The organism is Kitasatospora sp. NPDC101176 (assembly GCF_044768035.1).
Classification (GTDB): domain Bacteria; phylum Actinomycetota; class Actinomycetes; order Streptomycetales; family Streptomycetaceae; genus Kitasatospora.
On the sequence record NZ_JBIWPA010000001.1, the window covers coordinates 544,604 to 565,364 of the forward strand.

Annotated in this window: 31 protein-coding genes; 13 read left to right on the forward strand and 18 right to left on the reverse strand. The window is 73.6% G+C overall.

Annotated elements, in window-relative coordinates; translation table 11 throughout:
• The first annotated feature begins 19 nt into the window (after positions 1 to 19).
• From ACIRS1_RS02210 to ACIRS1_RS02220, 3 genes are all read left to right on the forward strand, one after another.
• Positions 20 to 349, forward strand: a complete 330-nt coding sequence (locus ACIRS1_RS02210) for a hypothetical protein (protein WP_360204999.1) — start codon at positions 20 to 22, stop codon at positions 347 to 349.
• Between the two features lie 64 nt (positions 350 to 413).
• Complete coding sequence (locus ACIRS1_RS02215; RefSeq protein ID WP_402836132.1) at positions 414 to 872, forward strand: hypothetical protein; 459 nt, start codon at positions 414 to 416, stop codon at positions 870 to 872.
• Positions 873 to 990: 118 nt separating this feature from the next.
• Positions 991 to 1,362: a hypothetical protein gene (locus tag ACIRS1_RS02220; protein ID WP_402836134.1), complete on the forward strand. Its 372-nt coding sequence runs from the start codon at positions 991 to 993 to the stop codon at positions 1,360 to 1,362.
• 52 nt (positions 1,363 to 1,414) lie between these two features.
• Here the strand turns inward: ACIRS1_RS02220 and ACIRS1_RS02225 are convergent, their stop codons facing one another.
• Both ACIRS1_RS02225 and ACIRS1_RS02230 read right to left on the reverse strand, forming a co-directional pair.
• The gene (locus ACIRS1_RS02225; RefSeq protein WP_402836136.1) at positions 1,415 to 1,774 is read right to left on the reverse strand and encodes a DoxX family protein; all 360 of its coding nucleotides are present in this window, start codon (positions 1,772 to 1,774) and stop codon (positions 1,415 to 1,417) included.
• Positions 1,775 to 1,821: 47 nt separating this feature from the next.
• Complete coding sequence (locus ACIRS1_RS02230) at positions 1,822 to 2,316, reverse strand: cupin domain-containing protein (protein WP_402836138.1); 495 nt, start codon at positions 2,314 to 2,316, stop codon at positions 1,822 to 1,824.
• An 81-nt stretch (positions 2,317 to 2,397) separates the two neighbouring features.
• Between ACIRS1_RS02230 and ACIRS1_RS02235 the strand changes: the two genes are divergently transcribed.
• The 3 genes from ACIRS1_RS02235 to ACIRS1_RS02245 all read left to right on the forward strand — a co-directional run bounded on the left by ACIRS1_RS02235 (position 2,398) and on the right by ACIRS1_RS02245 (position 4,338).
• The gene (locus tag ACIRS1_RS02235) at positions 2,398 to 3,249 is read left to right on the forward strand and encodes a LysR family transcriptional regulator (RefSeq protein ID WP_402836140.1); all 852 of its coding nucleotides are present in this window, start codon (positions 2,398 to 2,400) and stop codon (positions 3,247 to 3,249) included.
• Between the two features lie 63 nt (positions 3,250 to 3,312).
• Positions 3,313 to 3,687 (forward strand): hypothetical protein, encoded by a 375-nt coding sequence (locus tag ACIRS1_RS02240; protein ID WP_402836142.1) that lies wholly within the window; start codon positions 3,313 to 3,315, stop codon positions 3,685 to 3,687.
• Positions 3,688 to 3,900: 213 nt separating this feature from the next.
• Positions 3,901 to 4,338 carry a hypothetical protein gene (locus tag ACIRS1_RS02245; RefSeq protein WP_402836143.1) on the forward strand — a complete coding sequence of 146 codons (438 nt, stop codon included), beginning with the start codon at positions 3,901 to 3,903 and terminating at the stop codon, positions 4,336 to 4,338.
• A gap of 78 nt (positions 4,339 to 4,416) precedes the next feature.
• On the opposite strand, the gene ACIRS1_RS02250 is transcribed toward ACIRS1_RS02245, so the two are convergent.
• The 6 genes from ACIRS1_RS02250 to ACIRS1_RS02275 all read right to left on the reverse strand — a co-directional run bounded on the left by ACIRS1_RS02250 (position 4,417) and on the right by ACIRS1_RS02275 (position 8,147).
• Positions 4,417 to 4,662 (reverse strand): multiprotein-bridging factor 1 family protein, encoded by a 246-nt coding sequence (locus tag ACIRS1_RS02250; RefSeq protein WP_387896756.1) that lies wholly within the window; start codon positions 4,660 to 4,662, stop codon positions 4,417 to 4,419.
• 218 nt (positions 4,663 to 4,880) lie between these two features.
• Positions 4,881 to 5,261, reverse strand: coding sequence for a VOC family protein (locus ACIRS1_RS02255; RefSeq protein WP_402836146.1), 381 nt, complete (start codon positions 5,259 to 5,261; stop codon positions 4,881 to 4,883).
• Positions 5,262 to 5,377: 116 nt separating this feature from the next.
• Positions 5,378 to 5,812, reverse strand: a complete 435-nt coding sequence (locus ACIRS1_RS02260; RefSeq protein ID WP_402836148.1) for a VOC family protein — start codon at positions 5,810 to 5,812, stop codon at positions 5,378 to 5,380.
• Positions 5,813 to 5,944: 132 nt separating this feature from the next.
• Positions 5,945 to 6,916 carry a DUF4331 family protein gene (locus tag ACIRS1_RS02265; RefSeq protein ID WP_402836150.1) on the reverse strand — a complete coding sequence of 324 codons (972 nt, stop codon included), beginning with the start codon at positions 6,914 to 6,916 and terminating at the stop codon, positions 5,945 to 5,947.
• A 164-nt stretch (positions 6,917 to 7,080) separates the two neighbouring features.
• Positions 7,081 to 7,269 carry a DUF397 domain-containing protein gene (locus tag ACIRS1_RS02270; protein ID WP_402836152.1) on the reverse strand — a complete coding sequence of 63 codons (189 nt, stop codon included), beginning with the start codon at positions 7,267 to 7,269 and terminating at the stop codon, positions 7,081 to 7,083.
• Positions 7,266 to 8,147: a Scr1 family TA system antitoxin-like transcriptional regulator gene (locus tag ACIRS1_RS02275; protein ID WP_402836154.1), complete on the reverse strand. Its 882-nt coding sequence runs from the start codon at positions 8,145 to 8,147 to the stop codon at positions 7,266 to 7,268. Before ACIRS1_RS02275 ends, ACIRS1_RS02270 begins: the two co-directional genes overlap by 4 nt.
• A 120-nt stretch (positions 8,148 to 8,267) precedes the next feature.
• On the opposite strand from ACIRS1_RS02275, the gene ACIRS1_RS02280 reads away from it, so the two are divergent.
• Entirely contained in the window at positions 8,268 to 8,780 is a 513-nt protein-coding gene (locus tag ACIRS1_RS02280; RefSeq protein WP_402836156.1) for an ATP-binding protein, read from the forward strand.
• A complete protein-coding gene (locus ACIRS1_RS02285) occupies positions 8,770 to 8,931 on the forward strand; it encodes a hypothetical protein (RefSeq protein ID WP_402836157.1) in 162 nt (53 codons plus the stop codon). Before ACIRS1_RS02280 ends, ACIRS1_RS02285 begins: the two co-directional genes overlap by 11 nt.
• Before the next feature lie 50 nt (positions 8,932 to 8,981).
• On the opposite strand, the gene ACIRS1_RS02290 is transcribed toward ACIRS1_RS02285, so the two are convergent.
• The gene (locus ACIRS1_RS02290; RefSeq protein WP_402836159.1) at positions 8,982 to 9,368 is read right to left on the reverse strand and encodes a hypothetical protein; all 387 of its coding nucleotides are present in this window, start codon (positions 9,366 to 9,368) and stop codon (positions 8,982 to 8,984) included.
• A 111-nt stretch (positions 9,369 to 9,479) separates the two neighbouring features.
• Positions 9,480 to 9,965, reverse strand: coding sequence for a MarR family transcriptional regulator (locus ACIRS1_RS02295; RefSeq protein ID WP_402836160.1), 486 nt, complete (start codon positions 9,963 to 9,965; stop codon positions 9,480 to 9,482).
• Between the two features lie 94 nt (positions 9,966 to 10,059).
• Here ACIRS1_RS02295 and ACIRS1_RS02300 point away from each other — a divergent pair, with 94 nt between their 5' ends.
• Positions 10,060 to 10,464, forward strand: coding sequence for an HGxxPAAW family protein (locus tag ACIRS1_RS02300; RefSeq protein ID WP_402836162.1), 405 nt, complete (start codon positions 10,060 to 10,062; stop codon positions 10,462 to 10,464).
• Here the strand turns inward: ACIRS1_RS02300 and ACIRS1_RS02305 are convergent.
• Positions 10,461 to 10,859, reverse strand: a complete 399-nt coding sequence (locus tag ACIRS1_RS02305; RefSeq protein WP_402836164.1) for an SgcJ/EcaC family oxidoreductase — start codon at positions 10,857 to 10,859, stop codon at positions 10,461 to 10,463. The two genes, ACIRS1_RS02300 and ACIRS1_RS02305, sit on opposite strands and share 4 nt — an antisense overlap.
• A 34-nt stretch (positions 10,860 to 10,893) precedes the next feature.
• Entirely contained in the window at positions 10,894 to 11,298 is a 405-nt protein-coding gene (locus tag ACIRS1_RS02310; protein ID WP_402836166.1) for a winged helix-turn-helix transcriptional regulator, read from the reverse strand.
• Positions 11,299 to 11,322: 24 nt separating this feature from the next.
• Between ACIRS1_RS02310 and ACIRS1_RS02315 the strand changes: the two genes are divergently transcribed.
• Positions 11,323 to 11,715: a YybH family protein gene (locus ACIRS1_RS02315; protein ID WP_402836168.1), complete on the forward strand. Its 393-nt coding sequence runs from the start codon at positions 11,323 to 11,325 to the stop codon at positions 11,713 to 11,715.
• Positions 11,712 to 11,909, forward strand: a complete 198-nt coding sequence (locus tag ACIRS1_RS02320; protein ID WP_402836170.1) for a CocE/NonD family hydrolase C-terminal non-catalytic domain-containing protein — start codon at positions 11,712 to 11,714, stop codon at positions 11,907 to 11,909. The genes ACIRS1_RS02315 and ACIRS1_RS02320 overlap by 4 nt, the downstream gene beginning before the upstream one ends.
• 82 nt (positions 11,910 to 11,991) lie before the next feature.
• Here ACIRS1_RS02320 and ACIRS1_RS02325 read toward each other — a convergent pair whose 3' ends face one another.
• The 3 genes from ACIRS1_RS02325 to ACIRS1_RS02335 all read right to left on the reverse strand — a co-directional run bounded on the left by ACIRS1_RS02325 (position 11,992) and on the right by ACIRS1_RS02335 (position 15,730).
• Positions 11,992 to 12,768 carry a hypothetical protein gene (locus ACIRS1_RS02325; protein WP_402836171.1) on the reverse strand — a complete coding sequence of 259 codons (777 nt, stop codon included), beginning with the start codon at positions 12,766 to 12,768 and terminating at the stop codon, positions 11,992 to 11,994.
• A 90-nt stretch (positions 12,769 to 12,858) separates the two neighbouring features.
• Positions 12,859 to 13,467: a PadR family transcriptional regulator gene (locus ACIRS1_RS02330; protein WP_402836173.1), complete on the reverse strand. Its 609-nt coding sequence runs from the start codon at positions 13,465 to 13,467 to the stop codon at positions 12,859 to 12,861.
• A gap of 196 nt (positions 13,468 to 13,663) precedes the next feature.
• Positions 13,664 to 15,730: an FAD-dependent oxidoreductase gene (locus tag ACIRS1_RS02335; protein WP_402836175.1), complete on the reverse strand. Its 2,067-nt coding sequence runs from the start codon at positions 15,728 to 15,730 to the stop codon at positions 13,664 to 13,666.
• 201 nt (positions 15,731 to 15,931) lie between these two features.
• Here ACIRS1_RS02335 and ACIRS1_RS02340 point away from each other — a divergent pair, with 201 nt between their 5' ends.
• Entirely contained in the window at positions 15,932 to 17,209 is a 1,278-nt protein-coding gene (locus tag ACIRS1_RS02340) for a monooxygenase (protein ID WP_402836177.1), read from the forward strand.
• Positions 17,210 to 17,307: 98 nt separating this feature from the next.
• On the opposite strand, the gene ACIRS1_RS02345 is transcribed toward ACIRS1_RS02340, so the two are convergent.
• Positions 17,308 to 17,883, reverse strand: coding sequence for a TerD family protein (locus ACIRS1_RS02345; RefSeq protein WP_360204928.1), 576 nt, complete (start codon positions 17,881 to 17,883; stop codon positions 17,308 to 17,310).
• A gap of 237 nt (positions 17,884 to 18,120) precedes the next feature.
• On the opposite strand from ACIRS1_RS02345, the gene ACIRS1_RS02350 reads away from it, so the two are divergent.
• Positions 18,121 to 18,414, forward strand: coding sequence for a hypothetical protein (locus ACIRS1_RS02350; protein WP_402836178.1), 294 nt, complete (start codon positions 18,121 to 18,123; stop codon positions 18,412 to 18,414).
• Positions 18,415 to 18,463: 49 nt separating this feature from the next.
• Here the strand turns inward: ACIRS1_RS02350 and ACIRS1_RS02355 are convergent, their stop codons facing one another.
• Together ACIRS1_RS02355 and ACIRS1_RS02360 are read right to left on the reverse strand one after the other, a co-directional pair.
• Positions 18,464 to 20,020, reverse strand: coding sequence for a glycerol-3-phosphate dehydrogenase/oxidase (locus tag ACIRS1_RS02355; RefSeq protein WP_387896740.1), 1,557 nt, complete (start codon positions 20,018 to 20,020; stop codon positions 18,464 to 18,466).
• Positions 20,017 to 20,703 (reverse strand): TetR/AcrR family transcriptional regulator, encoded by a 687-nt coding sequence (locus ACIRS1_RS02360; RefSeq protein WP_402836181.1) that lies wholly within the window; start codon positions 20,701 to 20,703, stop codon positions 20,017 to 20,019. Before ACIRS1_RS02360 ends, ACIRS1_RS02355 begins: the two co-directional genes overlap by 4 nt.
• Positions 20,704 to 20,761 lie beyond the last annotated feature (58 nt).

Genomic DNA, 20,761 nt, shown 5'->3' on the forward strand with positions numbered 1-20,761 from the left:
ATCAAGGGAAGGGACGTAAATGAAGCTCTTCATTCGGGCTCTCATCGTCGGCGAGATCGACGAGGAGCAGGTGCCCCAGATCACCGCTGACGCCCTGGACACCTTCAACCACAACCCGTTCATCGTGTTCGCCGACGGCTGGGAGATCGAGATCGGCACGACGTCCGACCTCGAGGGTGATGCCACCTGGCAGCCCGGCATCGAGAAGTCGACGTACTACCTGGACTGCTCCCCCGTGGGCGAGCAGTCGTGGCCGGAGATCCATGCCGCGCTGGACAAGCTCCGCCAGGGCTTCGAGGCGGCCGGCACCCGGCTCACCTGGCAACTCGTCGACCAGCTCGCCGAGTAGCAGTTCCTGAACAGGTGAGGGCGGCACCACCGTTTCGGTGGTGCCGCCCTTCGCGTGCCCACACGTGCGCGGCCGCACCGGCGGTGGATGCAAGGACTGGCAGAATCAGGAACATCGCGTTGGGGACGGAATGGAGCTCGAGGAGCTGGCCGAGCGGATATCGGCCGCCGGATCGTCCGGTGGCGTGATTCCCGGCTTCCTGCCGATTGCGGTCGAGATCGATCAGGAGGGTCCGCTGGCGACCGTTCACCTCGGCGGCCTGCTGGACATCGACCTCCGGCCAGCAGGGGACTGGTCCGACTACTGGTTCTTCTGCGGAGGGTTCGTCCTCGAGGAGATGCCCGGCGAAGCGGCGATCGCCGCGGTGCTGGCGATCGCCCGGGGTGAAGCCCGGGTCCGGACCACCGGGAGGTGGATCTTCCGGGACCGGGTGCTGGAGCTCGACCTCGCCGGGGAGACCTGGCGGGCCTTCCGCCCGCCGTCCGACCGGACGCCGCGGTGGGAGCAGCTCCTCGGAGGATGACGAAGGGGAGGATGACGAAGGATGGAAGAGGAATCGCCCGGGCGGCTTGCGAGTGGCCCGTCGTGATTCCGCGACGGGCCACTCCGCGAAGGAGGCCGGACCACAAGGAGGCAGGAACATGGGGCTGTCGATCCAGCTGGTGGACACCCGGCTGACCGGCGGTACGGGACGCCGGGCGAAGGCGAAGGGCGGGCGGAAGGCGGGGCGGGCCGTCGTTTCCGACATCGTCGACCACCTTCCGGAGGACGGCGAACTCCGGGCGGTGCTGGCGGCGGCGGGCCGGGACACGGTGCCGACGATGGCGCGGGTCGACCCCTACGACGACACGGAATTCGACCACTACTTCTGCGAGCTGGCCCTCGCCGAACTCGACCGTGTCTCCGGGCTCCCGCTCCCCGCACCGGAGAGGGAATTCGTCAACGAACTCGGCGCCCTGTTCCGGCGGGCTCTCGCGGAGCCCGCGTACGCCGTCCGGTTCGTCGGCGACTGAGCGGCCGTACGGGTGCCCCGGGTGCCCGGCGGTACGGCTTCCGGTCCGGCCGTCAGAGGCCGGTGGCGAGCCCGGCGGTCACGGCCGCGGTGGTGACGAGCACGAGGTTGAGGGCGATCCGGCGGTCTCCGCCGGTCAGGTGGACGGCGATCGCACCGGCCTGGAGGAGCACCAGGCCGGCGGCCGCGGCCACGGCCAGCGGGGGTGCGACACCGGTGAGCGGCGGTAGGACGAGGCCGGCCGCGGCGAGCACCTCGACCGTCCCCAGGGCCCTGAGGGCGGGCAGCGGTACGCGGTCGACCCAGGCCATCATCGGGCGGAGCCGGTCGGGGCTGCGGGTGCCCTTGAGCGCCCCCGCGTAGAGGTAGAAGAGGGCGAGCGGTCCCGCGAGGACCCAGTAGGCGGTGGTCATGGTTTCCGTTCTCGGGCCGCGCCTGCCAGCGGGGCCCGTCGGCTGGTTCAGGCACGTTCGGTCGCGGGCTCGGTCGCGTAGCGGCTCATGGCGTCGAGGTTGGCCCGGGGCGTCAGCGGCCGGCCGCCGTCGAGCGCCTCCTGGAGGTCGCGGAAGTACTGCACGTACAGGTCGGGGGTGAACGTGCTGAGCATGACGGCGGGTCGGTCGGTCGGGTTGGCGAAGGTGTGCGGGGTGCCGGGCGGGACCATCACGAGCGTGCCCGCGCTGACGTCGTGGTCCTCGGCCCCGACGGTGAACCGCACGGTGCCGGAGAGGACGTAGAAGCCCTCGTCGTGCCGGGCGTGGCGGTGCTGGGGCGGCCCCTGGGTGTGCGGGGCGAGGACGGACTCGGCGATCGCGAGGCGGTGCCCGGTGTGGCTGCCGTCCTCCAGGACGCGCATGCGCGTGGTGCCCAGGACGATCGCCTCGCCCTCGCCGGGGCGCACCACCGAGAGGGCGGGGGCGGGCTGCGGGGCGTCGGTCGCTGCTTCTTCGGTCATGTCGACCAGTGCACCGCCGGGGGTCCTCCGGTGTCCAAGACCCGTCCCGCGGAGCCGATACCGGGTGGGTATCGTGGCAGCGTGGAGCTGCGAACCCTGCGCTATTTCGTGGCCGTCGCCGAGGAACTCCACTTCGGCCGGGCGGCCACCCGACTGCACATGAGTCAGCCGCCGCTGAGCCGGGCGGTCAGGCAGCTGGAGGCGGAGGTCGGGGCGCTGCTGTTCGACCGCTCGCCGACCGGTGTCACCCTCACCGCCGTGGGCGCGGTGCTGCTCGACGAGGCGCGGGCCCTGCTCGACCACGCCGACCGTGTCCGGGTGCGCGTGAGCGCGGCCGCCGGCTCCGCGACCGTCACCGTCGGCATCCTGGGCGACGGCACCGACCCGGGGGTGTCCAGGCTGGCCGCAGCCTTCCGCCGGGTCCATCCCGGCGTCGACGTCCGCGTCCGGGACACCGACCTGACCGACCCGACGTGCGGGCTGCGCGCCGGGCTGGTGGACGTCGCCCTGACCCGGGCCCCGTTCGACGAGACCGCCCTGACGGTGCGTGCGCTGCGCAGCGATCCGGTGGGCGTGGTCCTGCGCGCCGACGATGCGCTGGCCCACCGTGACCGGCTGCGGCTGGCCGAGCTGGACGACCGCCGCTGGTTCCGGTTCCCACCGGACACGGATCCCGTCTGGCAGGCGTACTGGCACGGCGGCGCGCCGCGCGAGGGCCCGGTGGTGCGCGGTGTCCAGGAGTGCCTCCAGGCCGTGCTGTGGAACGGCACGGTCGGCCTGGCCCCGCTCGGGCACGACCTGCCCGCGGAGCTGGCCGTGGTGCCGCTGGCCGACATGGCGCCGAGCCGCGTGGTGGCGGTGTGGAACGAGGGGGACGCCAACCCGCTGGTCAGGTCCTTCGTCGAGATCGCGACGGCCGCCTTCCGCCGCTGAGCGACGACGCCGGCCGAGCCCTCGGGGCAGCCGGACGCCGTGGCAGCCGGATAGCGTGGCGGTATGACGGAGTCCCTGCGGCACCCCCGGCCCGGTATCACGTGGGACTGGTGGGCGGTCGACGCCGACGGTTTCCTCGTGCGGTTCGGCGACGGCCCGGCCCCCGAGGCGCTGCTGGCGCACGTGGACCGCGTCGACGCCGCGGCCACCTGGGCGGAGGAGCACCGCCCCACATGGTTCGGCCGGGCCCCGCTGCCGCCGCTGCACGCCTTCGACGCCGACGGCGTGTTGCCGACCTACACCCGGCACGGTGTCCCGGACTCCCCGTTGCGACTGTCCGACGTCCCCGCGGTGATCGCGGACGTCGCGTCCCTGGTCCGCCTGAAGCGCGCGGTGGGGGACGCCTGGACGATCCACCTCGACGAGGGCTGGGTCTAGGACCGCCCGCCGGGCGCCCGCCTCGGGCCGGCGGAAAACCGCTGGTGGGCGCGGTCCCGATCGGAGGAGGATCCTTCCCGTACGTACACGGGTGAGGGGAAGACCATGGGCCGCCGACCACCGGCGGCGCCTGCACGAGGTGGTGGCGCACTGGGCGCCGTTGCGGCCCGGACGCTCACGGTGGTCGCGGAATCCGGAAGGTGGGGAGCAGGGTTGAGCGGTTCGGAGCTGGTGGAGGCCGTGCGGCGGGCGGCGGACGTCGGGGTCTGGCGCGGCGACGGCGGCGTCGTCGAGGAGGCGATCGAGAACATCGAGTACTTCTGCGCCCCGCGCGGCGGGTCCGGTGCGGTGGGTGCCGGGGGCGCGGCCGAGCTGGCCGCGGTGCTGACCGGCACGATGGAGGCCTGGCTGCGGGACGCCGGGTCGGACGGCACGGGCAGGCCCGGTGTCGTCTACGCGTGGCACGACGACCAGGCCGGGCAGCTGCGGATGTCGTTCGTCTCCGGCACGCGCGCGGACCTTCCGTTCGGGGCCCGGCTGCTGTTCGTCGAGCGCGCGCTGGACGTCGTGGCCGACTTCCTGGCCGACGGGTTCCGCGACATACGCACCCCGTTGAAGGTGTTCGCCCTCGAACTGGACGGGCAGGCCTGACGCCCGCTCCCCCTCGTCGACGACCACGGGGCCGACCGCCGCCCGGAGTGGAAAGTCGGGCGGGCCGACTTCCTGTGCTCAGGCGCCAGGCGTGGACTCCAGGGCCCGGGAGAGGGTGGTGAGGAGCGGCAGGGTGGGGATGGCGTGGCCGGCCTCGATGGCGCGGATCTGCGGCTCGGAGAGGCCCGAGCGGGCGGCGAGGTCGGCGGTGGTGAGGCCCAGCGCCGTGCGGCGGTCGCGGACGGCGTCCGCGAGGGCCGCGGCCGGGTCACCGCCGGGGTGGGCGGGGAAGTCCTCGATCAGGGGGCGGCTCGGTCTGTCCACGATCTCTCCTCGATGGCCCACGGGGGCGCACAGCCTGACACATGGTCAGGTCGAGGAGGGCGAAGCGGTGGTCAAGGATTCTTGACCACCGCTTTGTCGTCCGGCCACTTGACGGGAAGGCCGGCCGCCGCGGCCGGAACGGCGGACGATCAGACCCTGCGGAGACTTCTTTCGACGATCCGGGTCGGCAACGCCCTGGCATGCCACCCGGCCGACCGTCAGGGCGTGGCGGCGCGGTCGGAGGTGCTGCGCAGGACGCAGAACTCGTTGCCCTCCGGGTCGGCGAGGACGGCCCAGCCGGTGCCGTCGGGGTTGCGGTGGTCGCCGACGAAGGTGGCGCCGAGGCCCAGCAGGCGTTCGACCTCCTGGTCGCGCGAGGTCTCCGGGCGCAGACACAGGTGGAGGCGGTTCTTGACCGTCTTCGGCTCGGGCACCTGGTTGAAGTACAGGACCGGCTCGTCGGCCAGCACCACCTGGACCTCCGGGTCACCGGGCCTGTCGTCCGGGTGGAGCGGGCGGCCGGTCACCGCGCTCCAGAACCGGGCCAGCCCGTAGGCGTCCGCACAGTCGATCACCAGGTTCTGCAGTACCGAGACCATGCGCCCGAGCCTTCCCGATTTCCGCTCCGGGCGCCACCGCTTCGCGCACGTTCCTCCCCGTCCGGCCCCGACGGCCGCCGAACGTCGGGCCCGGACGGGGAGGCGTGCGCGGCCGGTCAGTCGAGGCAGAACTCGTTGCCCTCGACGTCCTGCATCGCGATGCAGGACTCGTTCACGCCGTCGGCGACCAGCACCTGCACGCAGACCGCACCGAGGGCGACGAGCCTGTCCCGCTCGGCCTTGAGCACGGAGAGGCGCTCCTCCCCCACGAGCCCGGTGCCGGCCCGCACGTCGAGGTGGACCCGGTTCTTGACGACCTTGCCCTCGGGCACGCGCTGGAAGTACAGCCGCGGCCCCTCGCCCGTGGGGTCCGTGCAGGCGAACGCCGCCCCCTGACGCTCGGGCGGCAGCGAGCGGTCGAAGTCGTCCCAGCTGTCGAACCCGGCCGGCGGCGGCGGTACGACGTACCCCAGCACCTCGCACCAGAAGCGGGCGACGCGCTCGGGATTCGCGCAGTCGAAGGTGACTTGGAACTTCTTGATCGACGACATCGCTCCACCGTAGTGGCGTGCGCCGGTCAACGGGAACCGGTTTTTCCGGTACGCGCGGGGCCCGCCGGACCGTCCGGCGGAACGGCGGCCGCGGGTGTCCCCCGGCCGCCGCCTCGCCGTGGCCGGGTGCGGCTACCCGACCGGGTGCGGGTGGCCGAGGTGGGGGAAGGTGGGGAGGAGGTCGGTGTGCGGGGGGATGTGGTCGCTGGTGACCTTGCCTCCCGACACCATGGTGAGGCGGGCCGAGGTCACGTCGTCGACGAGGGTCCGCCCGTTGGGGTAGCCGGCCGGGCGGGAACGGTCGTAGCGCAGGACGTCGGGGAGGACGAGCTTGAGCGTCTCGGTGGCGGCCTCGGTGGTGTAGTCCCCCATCTGCTGGAGGACCGCCGTCCACGGCTCCCGGTAGAGCTCCCAGTCGTCGGCGGGCTCGCCGGCGTTGTAGGCGTCCTTGACCTCCTCCTTGTTGAAGTAGGCCGTGAGGGAGGGGTGGGCACCCCGGTCGACCGAGACCAGCTGACCGTCCTGACGCAGGCTCACCCGTGCCCACACGCCGATGGTCGGGTCCGGGCCGAGCTCCTCGTCGGGGACCTCGATGGCGATGCCGAAGACGTTGGCCTCGGCCATCGCGTCCTTGCCGGTCCAGGTGAACTCGTTGACGATCCCTTCGAGGTCGGCGAAGAAGGGGTCGCTGCGCAGGCCGACGGAGAGCTTGTAACCGTTCGCCTCGATGACGTCGGGTGCGTCCCCGAAGGCCACCGGGACGGAGTTGAACAGGACGTCCCCGGCGGGCTCGTGCTGCTGCGCGGCGGAGCCCGTGGAGCGGTGGACGGTCACGGTCTGGCCGCCCGCGCCGGAGGCCGGGTCGGAGAAGGTGAAGGAGTAGGCGACGTCGGCGAGGTTGTCGCCGTCGTTGTCGATGTTGATGCGGTAGACGGCGTCGGGGTGGAACTCGGCCGCCCGGGTCGGGGCGTACGGGTTCACGTTCATGATGAGGACGGTCCGGCCCGACGCGTCGCTGCCCGGGAACGCGAACACGTCGGTCAGGTCGAGCCGCGCGTCGCCCCGGGGGGAGCGCAGGTGGGGGCCGCTGAGGTGGTGGGACATGGGGATGTCGTAGCAGGACGCACCCGACACGGGACCGACGACACCCGTACAGAAGGGGCTTGTCCGCCGATCGGATCAGGGGCGGACGGTGGGATGGAACTGCCGACCTGACGGTACGCCAACGACCCGCCGCCCGGAAGCGGTGGGTCGTTGAAAGGGTCGTTTCAGACCTCGACGGTCGCCGCGAACTGCACGAACGCCTGCCACGCGGCTGGCTCGAACGCCAGCTGCGGGCCACTCTTGTCCTTGGAGTCACGCACGTGGACGGCAACAGGCGTCGTAGCGACCTCGACGCACTCTCCGCCTTCGTTCCCGCTGTAGCTGCTCTTGCGCCATGCCAGCTCAGTGCTCATAGTTCTCCCAGGATCTTCTCGATCAAGGCCAGGGACTCCTCCGGGCTGTAGGCCTGCGCCCTGAGGATGCTGTACCGCGCATTCATGATCTGAACCTCATTCAGGTCCGTGATCAGCCTACTGCTCGTCTGAACCTCGATGTAGCCGTGCTGAGGTCGACCCTTGGGCGTAATCAGAATGAACGGCCCTCCCATTCCCGCATGCTCGGCCCTGTTCAAGGGCAGCACCTGAACGACCATTCCCCGGCTACGTCCGACTTCTAGGAGTCTGCGAAGCTGCGTGGCGTGGACTTCCCACCCTCCCAAAGGCCTTCGCAGAACGCTCTCGTCAATCACCCAGCTGAACAATCCTCGAGGCCAGCGAGTCAGCACCTCCTGCCGCGCCATTCGTGCTGCTACCCGCAGCTCAATCACCTCCTCCGATAGCGGTGGCTGCCGCATCGCATAGACCGCACGCGCGTGCTCCTCGGTCTGGAGCAGCCCGGGAATGTCCAGGGTGGCGAAGTTGTGCGTTTCGATGGACACGACCTCCAGGGCCGCGTAGTCCCGGAACCAAGCGGGGTGCCTCAACCGAGCCTTGGCCCGTGCGTTCATCACGTCATCCGTGGTGACAGCCAACAGGCCCCCGGCGTCGAGCAGTTTGTCGGTCGCGACCAAGAGCTCAGGCTGCGGCGTGCGCGTTCCGCGCTCGACCGCGCCGATCAGGTGCTCCCCGTAGCCGACACGCTCGGCGAGTTCCTTCTGCGTCATCCCGGCACGCTCCCGCAGGAGCTTGATCTGCTTGCCGATCGCGCGGAAGAAGTCCGAGACCTCCCCCAGGTCCTCGGGCAGTTCCGTCCGCACCTCGTCGGCCGACTCGTTGTTTCGCGCTGCACCCATGGCGACCGCCCCACCTGCGTCTTTGCCCCATGACAAAAAGCTGTCCGCACCTGCACAAGCACTCTCTGTGCTCGCCGGAACCATGGTCAGCGTACGTCCGTGCCGTCACGCTTTTCTCCCATGACGACCGAAATCCCCCTCGACAGCCCCCGTCGCCACACCACCACGCTCGCCGCCACCCCCAAGGGTGCGGCCGTCTGCCGACGCGTCGCCAGGCGCCAACTCACCTTCTGGGAGCTGAACTCGACGCACACCGAGCCCTACTACTCCGCGCTGCTGATCGTCGCGGAGCTCGCCGCTAACGCGACTACCCATGGACGCGTTCCGGGGCGCGGCTTCGAGCTGCACCTCTGCCTCACCACCACCGCGCGCCGGGGCACCACCCTCCGCATCGAGATCAGCGACCCGCGGGGTGACCGACTCCCGGCCCTGCCGACCTCCCACGCTCCCAACGCCCAGTCCGGGCGCGGTCTCGTCCTCGTCGACGCCCTGGCCGACCGCTGGGGCACCATCCCTCGCCACCCCAACGCCAAGACCGTCTGGGCCGAACTCGACCTTGCCGAGGCCGACTTCACCGACTCCGACCTCACCGCCAGCGACCTCACCGCCACCGACGCCACCGATGCCGCCTGAGCCCCGCGATACGCCGCCCGGCGGCGCCACGCTCTGCACGCTCCTGCCGTTCGCGCTCCTCCTCGCGCTGCTCGCCTGGATCCACCCCCACACGGCGCCGCACCGGCCCGCCCCCACCCCGACCGCGACAGCCACCCCCACCACCCGCTGAACTACAAGGGAGTGGGAAGTCGGCCCCACCGACTTCCCACTCCCCTCGGTTCACCCGGCCTCACCGAAGCGGCGGAGGAGTTCGCGCGCCCGGGCGCTGCCGGGGTCGAAGGTCTGGTAGGCCAGGTCCCCCGTGACCGCAGGCCCGTAGAGCCGGACACCCTGGCACTCGAAGCAGAACGCGATCTCGAACAGCACCTGCTCGGGGAAGACCGGGTGCCGGCCCGTGTGTGCCCGCAGCGCGAAACCGGGGGTGAAACAGCGCATCCGGGTGCCCATCGGAAGGGCGGCGACGTCCGCGAGCACCTCCCGGGCGTCCTCCCACCAGCCGATGGTCTCGCCGGGCACGGCGTCCTTCCACGCGTACCAGCCGAAGGGGTCGTCGATCCGTACGACCTCGAGGCGCTCGATCAGGTCCGCGGTGGTGGGCAGCAGCACCCGGGCAGTCTCCCACCCCGGCTCCGCCGCCACCCCACCGCCCGCCACCGCCCCACGACCGCCACCGCCCCACGACCGCCACCGCCCCACGACCGCCACCGCCCGCCGCTGCTACGGCGTCGCGGCGCGGATCTCGTCCAGCGACTCCCCCAGGACGGACTTGGCCCGGGTGAACCAGTCGGCGATGACGGCGATCTCGTCCGGGGTGTAGTCGGCGAACAGGGCACCGATCCGCTCGTAGAAGGGCCCGTAGACCTGGAGGATGCGCTGCTGCGCGTCCTCGGCCATCACCACGCGCACTCGGCGCCGGTCGCCCGGGTCGGCCTCCCGGCGGGCGTAGCCGGCCTTCTCCAGCCGGTTGAGCACGCCCGTGACGGCTCCGGTGGTCAGCTGCGCGCGCTCGGCGAGGTCGCCGGCGGCCAGGGCGTCGCCGGCCATGGCGGCCTCGATGACGAAGCCGAGGCAGGTCAGGTCGGTGACGTTGAGCCCGAGCCGGGCGGCGATGTCCTGCTGGCCGAACTGCGCCAACGCGATCATGCGGTCCATCGCGTAGAGCGCCTGCTCGGGCGTGGCCCGGGGGCGCGGCTTGCCCTTCACCCGGATTCTCCTTAGCATCTAAGTAACTTAGCTCGTGAGATAAACGTCCAGGCCGTTCACCACCACCCACCCATCTCACACCAACGGAGGAGACATGAGCACACACGGCGACCACGACATGGGGCACACCGTCGCCGGCTGGACCGGCTCCGCCACCGCCACCCTCGGTTTCGCCGTCGCAGGCGCGGCCCTCGTCCTCGGCTCGACCCCGGGGCTCTGGGCCGGCGGGATCCTCACCGCCCTCGGCGGCGTCGCCAGCTGGCTGCTGCACCTCGCCGGGCACGGCAAGCCCACCGGCCCGCGCCCGCCCCGCCTGCGCCACTGGCGCACCCCCGACCCGGCCGGGCGCCGCGGCCACCCCGACTGCCTCGGCTGCCGCCTCGCCGGCCGCAACCCGGCTCCCGCGCCGACCCCCACGTCGACCCCGGCACACGCGCCGACCGCCGCACCCGCAGCGGTCCCGACCCCTGTGCGGGACCGGCCGCGGGTCGACGCCTAGCCGGCGTGCACCCCGGTGTTCTGGCAGGCGTGCAGCAGCCACCGGCCGTCCTCGGCCCGCGTCATCACGTACAGCGGGACGCCCTCCGAGTCCCCCTCGGGCGAGCGGTAGACCTGCCGGACCTTCACCGCCGCCACGTCCGGCCGCAGGAACCGCACGTGCGCCACCTCGTACGAGACGTCGCCGTCCCAACTCGCCCGGGGCAGGACCTCGCGGGTGAAGGCGGCGATCTCCTCGAAACCGATCAGCACCTTCCCGTGGGCGGTGGTCCACAGGGCATCCGGATGGAAGAGCGCGAGGAAACCCTCGGCGTCCTTGGCCCGCTGGGTTCGCTCGACGGTGGCGACGACCTCGGCAAGTGCCTTGAGGTCGGTGTCGGTTGATGCGTTCGTCATGTCGATCACCCTCCCCCCTCAAGCCCACTTGAGGTCAAGCGCCGCCGCCGGCGCCGCCCGCCAGCGCCGCCCCCGCCCGGTACAGCTCCACCAGCAGCGGCCGCAGCGCCTCTCCGGCCTCCGTCAACCGGTACGAGGTCCGCACGGGGAAGCCGGTGATCCGCTCCCTGGTCACCAACTCCCGCTCCCCCAGCGACCGCAGGCGCTCGGCGAGCACCTTCGGGCTGATCTCCGGCAGCCGGCCGCGCAACTCCCCGTAGGACGCCGGCCCGTGCATCAGCTCCCGCAGCACCAGGGTCGTCCAGCGGCCCGACAGTGCCGCCAGCGCCACCTCCACCGGGCAGTCCTCCTGGGGCCGCGCCGTCCGGCCGCGCTCGTCCGGCACGAGTTCGGCGTCCCAGCGCCGCGGCCGCCCGCCGCTTCCCGTTTGGTGACCCACGGCGGGGCCGACTTCACTGCTCGCATGACTCACCCCACCAGCCTCACCCTCACCACCGACCCGGCACAACACCCGGCCGTCTTCGCCGCTGCCTTCAACACCGGGGACCCGGCCGTCCTCGCCCGGGTCTACGCGCCCGGGGCGGTCTTCGCCCCCGCCCCCGGTGCCGCCGTCACCGGCCCCGAACTCCACCGCGCCAGTGCCGAGTTCCTCGCCCTGGGGCTGCCGATCAGCGTCCGGACCCGGCACACCTACGTCGCCGGTGACACCGCCCTGCTCGTGGTCGACTGGACCATCGAGGGCACCGCCGCCGACGGCACCGCCGTCCACCTCACCGGCACCGCGACCGACGTCGCCCGCCGCGGCCCCGACGGCCTCTGGCGCTACCTGATCGACAACCCCTTCGGCACCGCGTGACCCGGGCCCACCGGCGGGCCGTCCAGTGGCGGCTCCAGCCCGCCGCCTACGACCTGCCGGACGGCCACCGCCTCGCCCTGGTCGTCAACAGCCGCGACAAGCTGTACGCCTTCACCGGCACGCCGGACAGCACCACCACCGTCTCCTCCCCGAACGGGGACGAGGCCGCGTTGCTGGAGCTCCCGCTCGGCTGACCGACCCGGCCGACGGACGGCTCCCGCCGAGCCCGGGCGCTCGGCGGGGGCCGTCCGTCGGGGTCGGACCACCCGTCCGGGATCAGACCACGCTGCCCGTCGGGGAGGCGGTGGCCGGGGCGGTGCTGCCGGCGGCGACCCCGAGGGTGCGCTCGACCTTGGCGACCGCCGTGCGGTACTGCAGGGAGGCGAGCTGGGAGTCGGCGCCCTGGCGCTGGAAGAACCCGAAGGCCATCCCGACGTCCCCGAAGCGCTCGATGCCGACGAAGGCGTTCAGCTGGACGCCGGCCAGCGTGCCGTCGAGGCGGACGGCCGGGGCGTCCTGGCGGTCGCCGAGGGCGACGGGGCTGACGGTGAAGGTCACCGTGTCCTCGGTGCCCGCGTTGAAGGTGATGCTGTGACAGGACTTCAGGGCGTCGGAGACGGTGTTGAAGTCGCTGGTGAGCTTGGCCGGGTCCTCCGCGGTGAGGGACTGCGTCACCATCGGGTTGCCGTCCGGCCCGTCCAGCTCGACCTCGGCGTGCGGGGTCCCGGGGCCGTTCTGGCCGGTGCGCATGTTGATCAGCGCGCTGAGCGCGTCGCAGCCGCTGACCGGGGTCGGGTTCTCCTCCGGCCCGGGGCTCTCGGAGGAGGGCGCCTCGGTGTAGTCGGGGCCGAGGTCGGCGGCCGTGAGCAGGGCCGACCTGAGCTGGTCGACGGAGGGCAGGTCCTGCGCGGGCACGGCCCGCGCGGCAGCGGGTACCACCGGCGCGATGGCGGGCACCGCCGGTGCGGCGGCCGCGGCGAGGTGCGCCGGGCCCAGCGTGACCGCCGCGACGACGACGGCGGTCAGGGCGTGGAGAGTCCTCGGATGCGACATGCTGGCCCCCGATCGAGGGTCGGGCAGGGACAGGCGTCCAGTGTCCCACCGGGGGCGGGGGCGGGCGCGGCGGGAGGGCGTCCGCGCAGGTCAGACCTGGTCGGCGGGCGAAGCCTGCAGGGTCCGCAGGGTCTCCGTGAGCCACTCCGTCCAGAAGGTCTCCAGCCCGATCCCGGCCCGCAGCACGGCGTGCTGGAGCCGGTGACCGACGTCCCCGATCCCGTCCGTCGCCCCCTCGGCGTCGCCGGCGCCCGCCACCACCGCGTCCCGGCCGCCCGCCCCGTCCGGGAAGTCGCGCCGCTCGATCGCCAGGTAGTCGTCCAACTGCGTTCGGTGCAAGGCCAGATGGCGCTCCAGCTCGGCCGCCAGGCCGTCCGTGCCGACCACCGCGGCCGCGCGCAGCCGCAGCAGCAGCGGCTCCCGCACGGCCCGTGGCCCGGCGCCCTCGGCCGTCCAGCGGGCCAGTTCGGCCCGACCGCCGGGCAGCACCTCGTACTCCTTGCGCTGGCCGCGCGCCGGGCCCTCCGGCCGCAGCACCCGGATCCACCCGGAGGCCTCCAGCCGGGCCAGCTCCCGGTAGATCTGCTGGTGGGTGGCGGGCCAGAAGAAGCCGATCGACTTGTCGAAGCGCCTGGTCAGCTCCAGCCCCGAGGACGGCTTCTCCAGCAGGGCGGTGAGGATGGCGTGCGGCAGCGACATGCCGCCGATCCTAGGCGGATCCCGGGGGCCGTCCGCCCGCCCCCGGGTCCGGCCCTCCAGCCCGTCCACCTGCGCGGACGGCACGGGCGGCGCAGGCGGCGCAGGCGGCACGGGCAGCGCCGGCCCGGTGAACGGCACGGCGGGGCGGTTGGTCGGCCCGACCCGGCCCGACCGACCGCCCCGCCGCCCGCCCGGCTCAGAGCGCGGCGGCCAGCTCGGTGCCCTGCTTGATGGCCCGCTTGGCGTCCAGTTCGGCGGCGACGTCGGCGCCACCGATCAGGTGCACCTCCAGGCCCCGCTCCCGCAGCGCGTCGTAGAGGTCGCGGCGCGGCTCCTGGCCGGTGCAGAGCACCACGGTGTCCACGGGCAGCAGCTGCCGCTCGCCGTCCACGGTGACGTGCAGACCGGCGTCGTCGATCAGGTCGTACGTCGCGCCGGCGACCATGGTGACGCCGCGGTGCTTGAGCTCGGTGCGGTGGATCCAGCCGGTGGTCTTGCCGAGCCCGGCACCGACCTTGCCGGTCTTGCGCTGCAGCAGGTGGACGCTGCGCGGCGGCACCGGCCGCTCGGGGCGGCGCAGTCCGCCGCGCTCCCGGTACTCCGGGTCGATGCCCCACTTCGCCTGGAACACCGGCGGGTTGAGGCTGGCCTGGTCCCCCTGGTCGGTGAGGAACTCGGCCACGTCGAAGCCGATGCCGCCCGCGCCGAGGATCGCGACCCGCTCGCCGACGGGCGCGCCGTCGCGCAGCACGTCGAGGTAGCCGACCACACTGGGGTGGTCGATGCCGGGGATGTCGGCGGGCGTGCGCGGGGTGACGCCGGTGGCGAGGACGAGCTCGTCGAAGCCCTCGGCGGCGAGCTGTTCGGCGGTGACGGTCGCGCCCAGGCGCAGCGTGACGGCCAGCTCGGCAAGCCGGGTGCGGTAGTAGCGCAGCGTCTCGTCGAACTCCTCCTTGCCGGGGATCCGCCGGGCGACGTCCAGCTGCCCGCCGACGGCCCCGGCGGCGTCGAACAGGGTGACGTCGTGGCCGCGTTCGGCGGCGGCGACGGCGCAGGAGAGCCCGGCCGGGCCGGCCCCGACCACGCCGATCCGCTTGCGCACCTTCGTCGGGCCGAGCACGAGCTCGGTCTCGTGGCAGGCCCGCGGGTTGACCAGGCAGGAGGTGATCAGGCCGCTGAAGGTGTGGTCCAGGCAGGCCTGGTTGCAGCCGATGCAGGTGTTGATGGCCTCGGCGCGGTCGTCCTGCGCCTTGGCGACGAAGTCGGCGTCGGCGAGCAGCGGGCGGGCGAGCGAGACCAGGTCGGCGCTGCCCTCGGCGAGCAGGCGCTCGGCGATCTCCGGGGTGTTGATGCGGTTGGTGGTGACCAGCGGGATGCCGACCTTGCCCATCACCTTCTTCGTCACCCAGGCGAACGCGCCGCGCGGCACCGAGGTGGCGATGGTGGGGATGCGGGCCTCGTGCCAGCCGATGCCGGTGTTGATGATCGTCGCCCCGGCGGCCTCGACGGCCTGGGCGAGCTGGACGACCTCGTCGAAGGTGGAGCCGCCGGGCACCAGGTCGAGCATGGAGAGGCGGTAGACGATGATGAAGTCCTCGCCGACCCGCTCGCGGACCCGGCGGACGATCTCGACCGGGAAGCGCATCCGGCGCTCGTAGGGGCCGCCCCACTCGTCCTCGCGCCGGTTGGTGGCGGCGACGACGAACTCGTTGACCAGGTAGCCCTCGGAGCCCATGATCTCGACGCCGTCGTACCCGGCGCGGCGGGCGAGTCCGGCGCAGCGGACGAAGTCCTCGACGGTCTGCTCGACCTGCTCGGTGGTGAGCTCGTTGGGGACGAAGGGGCTGATCGGGGCCTGGAGCGCGCTGGGGGCGACCAGGTCGGGGTGGTAGGCGTAGCGGCCGAAGTGCAGGATCTGCAGGGCGATCCGGCCGCCGGCGGCGTGCACGGCGTCGGTGACGACGCGGTGGCGGTCGGCCTCCTCCTCGGTGGTGAGCATCGCGCCGCCGCCCCAGGGGCGCCCGGCCTCGTTGGGGGCGATGCCGCCGGTGACGATCAGGCCGACGCCGCCGCGGGCGCGCTCGGCGTAGAACGCGGCCATCCGCTCGTAGCCGCCGGGGGCCTCCTCCAGGCCGACGTGCATGGAGCCCATGATCACGCGGTTGGGCAGGGTGGTGAAGCCGAGGTCGAGCGGGCTGAGCAGGTGCGGGTAGCGGCTGCTGCCGGGGGTGCTGCTCGTCGGCGTGCTCGTGGACGCGCTCATCGACGTCTCCTGGGGGGCGGCGGGGCTCGGTTGTTACCGCAGGGTAGGGGACGCCGGGACCCTTATGCAACTAGTTGCATAAGGGTCCCGGCGGGGGCGCGCGCGCCCGGCCGCAATCCGCCGGTTCGCCCCGACACCCTCCCCGGGCGGGCGTATGGTCTTATCGACTTGCAGGCAGTGCGGCACGCGGGAGGGGCGGCCATGCGAGGTGGCTCGATAGCCGTGGTCGGCGGCAGCATCGCCGGAAGCGCCTTCGCCGGGGCCGCCGCCCGGCTCGGCGCCGAACGGATCGTGGTCCTGGAGCGCAGCCCCGGCCGGCTCGAGGACCGCGGCGTGGGCATCTGCATCCACGACGACCGCCTCGACGAACTCGTCCGCGCCGGACACCTCGGCCGGGACGTCCGGCGCCACCGCCTCACCGTCCGCCGCTGGGTCACCCGCGACCCCTCCCCGGGCGGCGGCGGCCCGGACGGTCGCGGACGCGCGCTCTGGGCCCAGCCCATGCCCTTCCACTCCCACCACTGGGCGGTGCTCTGGCAGGCGTTGCGCGAGCGCACCCCCGCGACCGTCGAGTACCGGCTCGGCACCACCGTCACCGCCGTCGGCGGCGGCCCGGACGGCGCCTGGACCAGCCACTCCGACGGCACCCGCGAGCACTACGACCTGGTGATCGGCGCCGACGGCTACCGCTCCGCCGTGCGCGCCGCGCTCTGCCCCGAGGCCCTTCCCGAGTACGCCGGGTACGTCTGCTGGCGCGGCAGCTACGACGCCGCACGCCTCGCCGAACTGCCCGGCGGCGCCGGGGCCTGGCCGGAGGACGAGTGCGCCACCGTCTGCTACCCCGGCGGCCAGGTCGTGCTCTACCGCATCCCCGGACTCACCCGCGGCACCACCCAGGTCAACTGGGTCTTCTACGCGCCCACCCCGGCCTGGCTGCGGCTCGACGGCCCCACCAGCATCCCGGCCGGCAGCCTCACCGACGGACAGCTCGACGGGCTCCGGGCACTCGCCGAGGAACGGCTGCCGCCCTACTGGTCCGACGTGGTCACCCTCACCCCGCGCGACCGGACCTTCCTGCAGCCCGTCTACGACATGGCGGCCCCGCGCCTGGCCGCCGACCGGCTGCTCCTCGGCGGCGACGCCGCCACCGTGGTGCGCCCGCACAACACCAGCGGCGCCGTGAAGGCCCTGCAGGACGCGCACGCCTTCGAGCAGGCCGGGCGGGCCGTCGGACACCCGGCCGGCGACCGGCCGGCGGGCTCCTGGTCCGGCCTGCTGGCGGCGTACGACCGCGAACGGGCCCCGGCCGGCCGGGAGCTGGTCGACCTCGGGCGGCGACTCGGGCGGGCCCAGGTCGGCGCGGCGCCGGACTGGGCGGCCATGGACGGGCCGGCGATGGACGCCTGGTGGCGGGGGCAGCTCACCGGCGGCTCCGGGTTCGGCGGCCAGGCCCTCGGCCGGGCGGCGCCGCGGGGCTGACGGCGGGGCCCCGCGCCGGACCCGCGCCCGCGCGCAGCACGACGGCCGCGCCCCGGAGGGACGCGGCCGTCGTGACGCCGTCAGAGCGACGGCACCGGTCAGACGTTGACGCCGTAGTCGGTGGCGATCCCGCGCAGGCCCGAGGCGTAGCCCTGGCCGATGGCGCGGAACTTCCACTCGGCGCCGTTGCGGTACAGCTCGCCGAAGACCATCGCGGTCTCGGTGGAGGCGTCCTCGCTCAGGTCGTAGCGGGCGATCTCCTGGCCGTTGGCCTGGTTGACGACCCGGATGAACGCGTTGCGGACCTGCCCGAAGCTCTGCAGCCGGGTGTCGGCGTCGTAGATGGACACCGGGAAGACCACCTTGGCCACGTCGGCCGGCACCTTGTCCAGGTCGACCTTGATCTGCTCGTCGTCGCCGTCGCCGCCACCGGTCAGGTTGTCGCCGCTGTGCTCGACCGAACCGTCCGGGCTGCGCAGGTTGTTGAAGAAGACGAAGTGCTGGTCCGAGATGACCTTGCCGAGGGCGCCGCAGAGCAGCGCGCTGGCGTCCAAGTCGTAGTCGGCCCCGGTGGTGGTGCGCACGTCCCAGCCGAGCCCCACGATCACGGCGCTCAGACCGGGCGCCTCCTTGCTCAGCGAGACGTTGCCGCCCTTGGCCAGCGAAACTCCCACAATGCCCTCCTCGGATCTCTCCCTGCGGACGAATCTACAACACTGTAGAGATCACGGGGATCCACCTGCGGTCGGGCTCCGCCCCCGGCATTCCTCAGGGTCGCCGGGCCGTCCGCCGGCCGCCCGGCGCCGGGGCGCCCGGCACCGACCGCCGACCTACACTGACCGTGGCGGCACACCGGGACCAAGGCTGCTCCCCCGGCGGCCCCCGCCGCAACCCCCTCGCGGGAGGTTCCCATGCGCCAGCGGTACAGCTTCCACCTCGACCGGGCCGGACACTCCGTCACCGTCAACGTCCGCTCCGGCTGGATCACCGAGACCGAACTGCTGGTGGACGGCCGGGAGTACGCCTTCCACCGGGTGCACGGGCACGGCGTCTACCCGCTGACGCTGGCCGTCCGCACCGCCGAGGAGCCGCCGCTGCAGCTCGCCGTCCGCCTGGACCGCACGGGCACCGCCGAGCACCCGCTGGCCTGCGTGCTGGAGCTGGCCGGGGCCGAACACCCGATGGCGGACCGCACGGCGCGCTGACACCCCGCCCCCCGGCCTCCCGGGGGGCCGCGCCTCGGGACGCCCGGGCTCAGGACGGCCGGCGGTCCCCGAGGATCTCCTCGACGGCCGGGCGGGCCCGTTCGGCGTCCGCCGCGACCAGGCCGATCCGGGTGCGGCGGTCCAGCACGTCCGCGGCGTCCAGCGCACCCTCGTGGGTGACCGCGTAAGCGACCTCGGCGCGGGTCACGTCCACGCCCTCGGCGATCGGCCGGACCTCCCCGGCGGCCAGCACCTCCCCGGCCGCGCCGCCGTGCCGGGCCAGCAGGGAGGCGGGCGCGCCCTGCGGGGCCGGCCGGCTGTCCCGGTGCGCCGGGGCGCCGACCAGCGGCAGGCGGGCCGTCCAGCACGCCCGGGCCGGCAGGCCGCGCAGGCGCACGGCGGTGTCCACCGCGTCCTCGGCCATCCGCCGGTAGGTGGTGAGCTTGCCGCCGACCACGGTGACCACCCCGGACGGCGACTCCAGCACCGCGTGCTCGCGGGAGATGTCGGCCGTGCTGCCGCCGCCGGTGTCGATCAGCGGCCGCAGCCCCGCGTAGGCGCCGCGGACGTCCGTGGCGGTCAGCGCGGTGCTGAGGGCCGTGTTGACGGTGTCGAGCAGGAAGGCGATCTCCCCCTCGGTGGGCACCGGCTCGTCCGGGATCGGGCCCGGCGCGTCCTCGTCCGTCAGCCCGATCGCCACCCGGCCGAGCTGCTGCGGCAGGGCGAAGACGAACCGGCTGGTGGAGCCGGGCACCGGCACGGTCAGCGCGGCGGTCGGGTGCCCGAGCGCCGCGGCGTCCACCAGGACGTGGGTGCCCCGGCTGGGCCGCAGCCGGATCGAGGTGTCCACCTCGCCCGCCCAGACGCCGGTGGCGTTGACCACCGCGCCCGCCCGCACCGTCAGCGACTGCCCGCTCAGCGTGTCGACGAGCCGGGCCGAGGTGCCTGTCACCGACTCGGCCCGCACCCTGGTCAGCACGCTCGCGCCGTACTGCGCGGCGGTGCGCGCCAGTGCCACCACCAGCCGCGCGTCGTCGACCAGCTGGCCGTCGTGCGCGACCAGTGCGCCGGCCAGGCCCGCGGAACGCACGCCCGGCACCAGCCGCCGCGTCCGGGCCGCGTCGATCCGCCGCACCCTCGGCAGCAGCGCGCCCGGGGTGCCCGCGCTCAGCCGCAGCGCGTCCCCGGCGTGGAAGCCCAGCCGGATCAGCGAGGCCTGCCCGGGGCGCAGCAGCCCCGGCAGCAGCGGCACCAGCTGGGGCAGCGCGCGGATCAGGTGCGGAGCGGTGCGGGTCATCAGCACGCCCCGCTCCACCGCGCTCTCCCGGGCCACCCCGATCCGGCCGGAGGCCAGGTAGCGCAGGCCGCCGTGCACCAGCTTGGAGCTCCAGCGGCTCGTCCCGAAGGCCAGGTCGCGGGACTCCACCAGCACCGTGCGCAGCCCGCGCGAGGCCGCGTCCAGGGCGACGCCGGCGCCGGTCACGCCGCCGCCGATGACCAGCAGGTCGACGGACGGGCCCTCGGCGAGGGCCTCCAGCTCCACCCGCCGGCGGGCCGCGTTGAGTTGACCGGAACCGGCGAAGGGCCCGGCGGACGTCGAGGTCATGGCGCGAGGTATCCGTTCAGCGCTCTGGCCAGTTCGCGCCGCCAGGCCGCCTCGGGCAGCAGGGAGGCGACCATGCGGTGCGACTGGACGGTGGACTGGGCGATCAGCAGGACCATCGCGGCCAGTTCGACCGGCTCCCCGGCCCGGACCGAACCGTGCCGCTGGCCCTGCTCGATGCCGGAGCGCAGCGCCTCCAGGAGGCCGCGCTGGCTGGTGCCGAGCCGTTCGACGACGTACTCGAGGAGCAGGTCGGAGTCGGCCGAGTGCAGCAGCGCACCGAGCAGCGGGTGGTCCCGCAGCCGGACGGCGACCTCGACCACCCCGTCGACGAAGGCCTCCCGGTCGATCGGGGCGCCGTCACCCCCGGCCGCCAGGGCGACGCCCTCCCGGGTGGCCGCGATCTCCCGGGTGAGCAGGGCTCCGATCACCGCCCGGACGTCGGGCCAGCGGCGGTAGACCGTCGGCCGGCTGACCCCGGCGCGGCGCGCGATCTCCGCGAGCTGCGTGCGGCGCACGCCGAAATGGACGACCAGGTCGGCGGCGGCGTCCAGGATCACGTCGTCGGTGCTGCGGGGTGCCGCGGCGACGGGCGGAGCGGCGACGGGCTCGGCGGCGGCGCGGGGTGCCCGGGCCGCCCCGGGGGGCCGCCCGGTGCTCGGGGAGTCGGCGTTACTACTTGACATGATGTGTGAAACTGTAACGCATGGCACCTGAGACGCAAGCGGGACCGGCCGGCGCCGC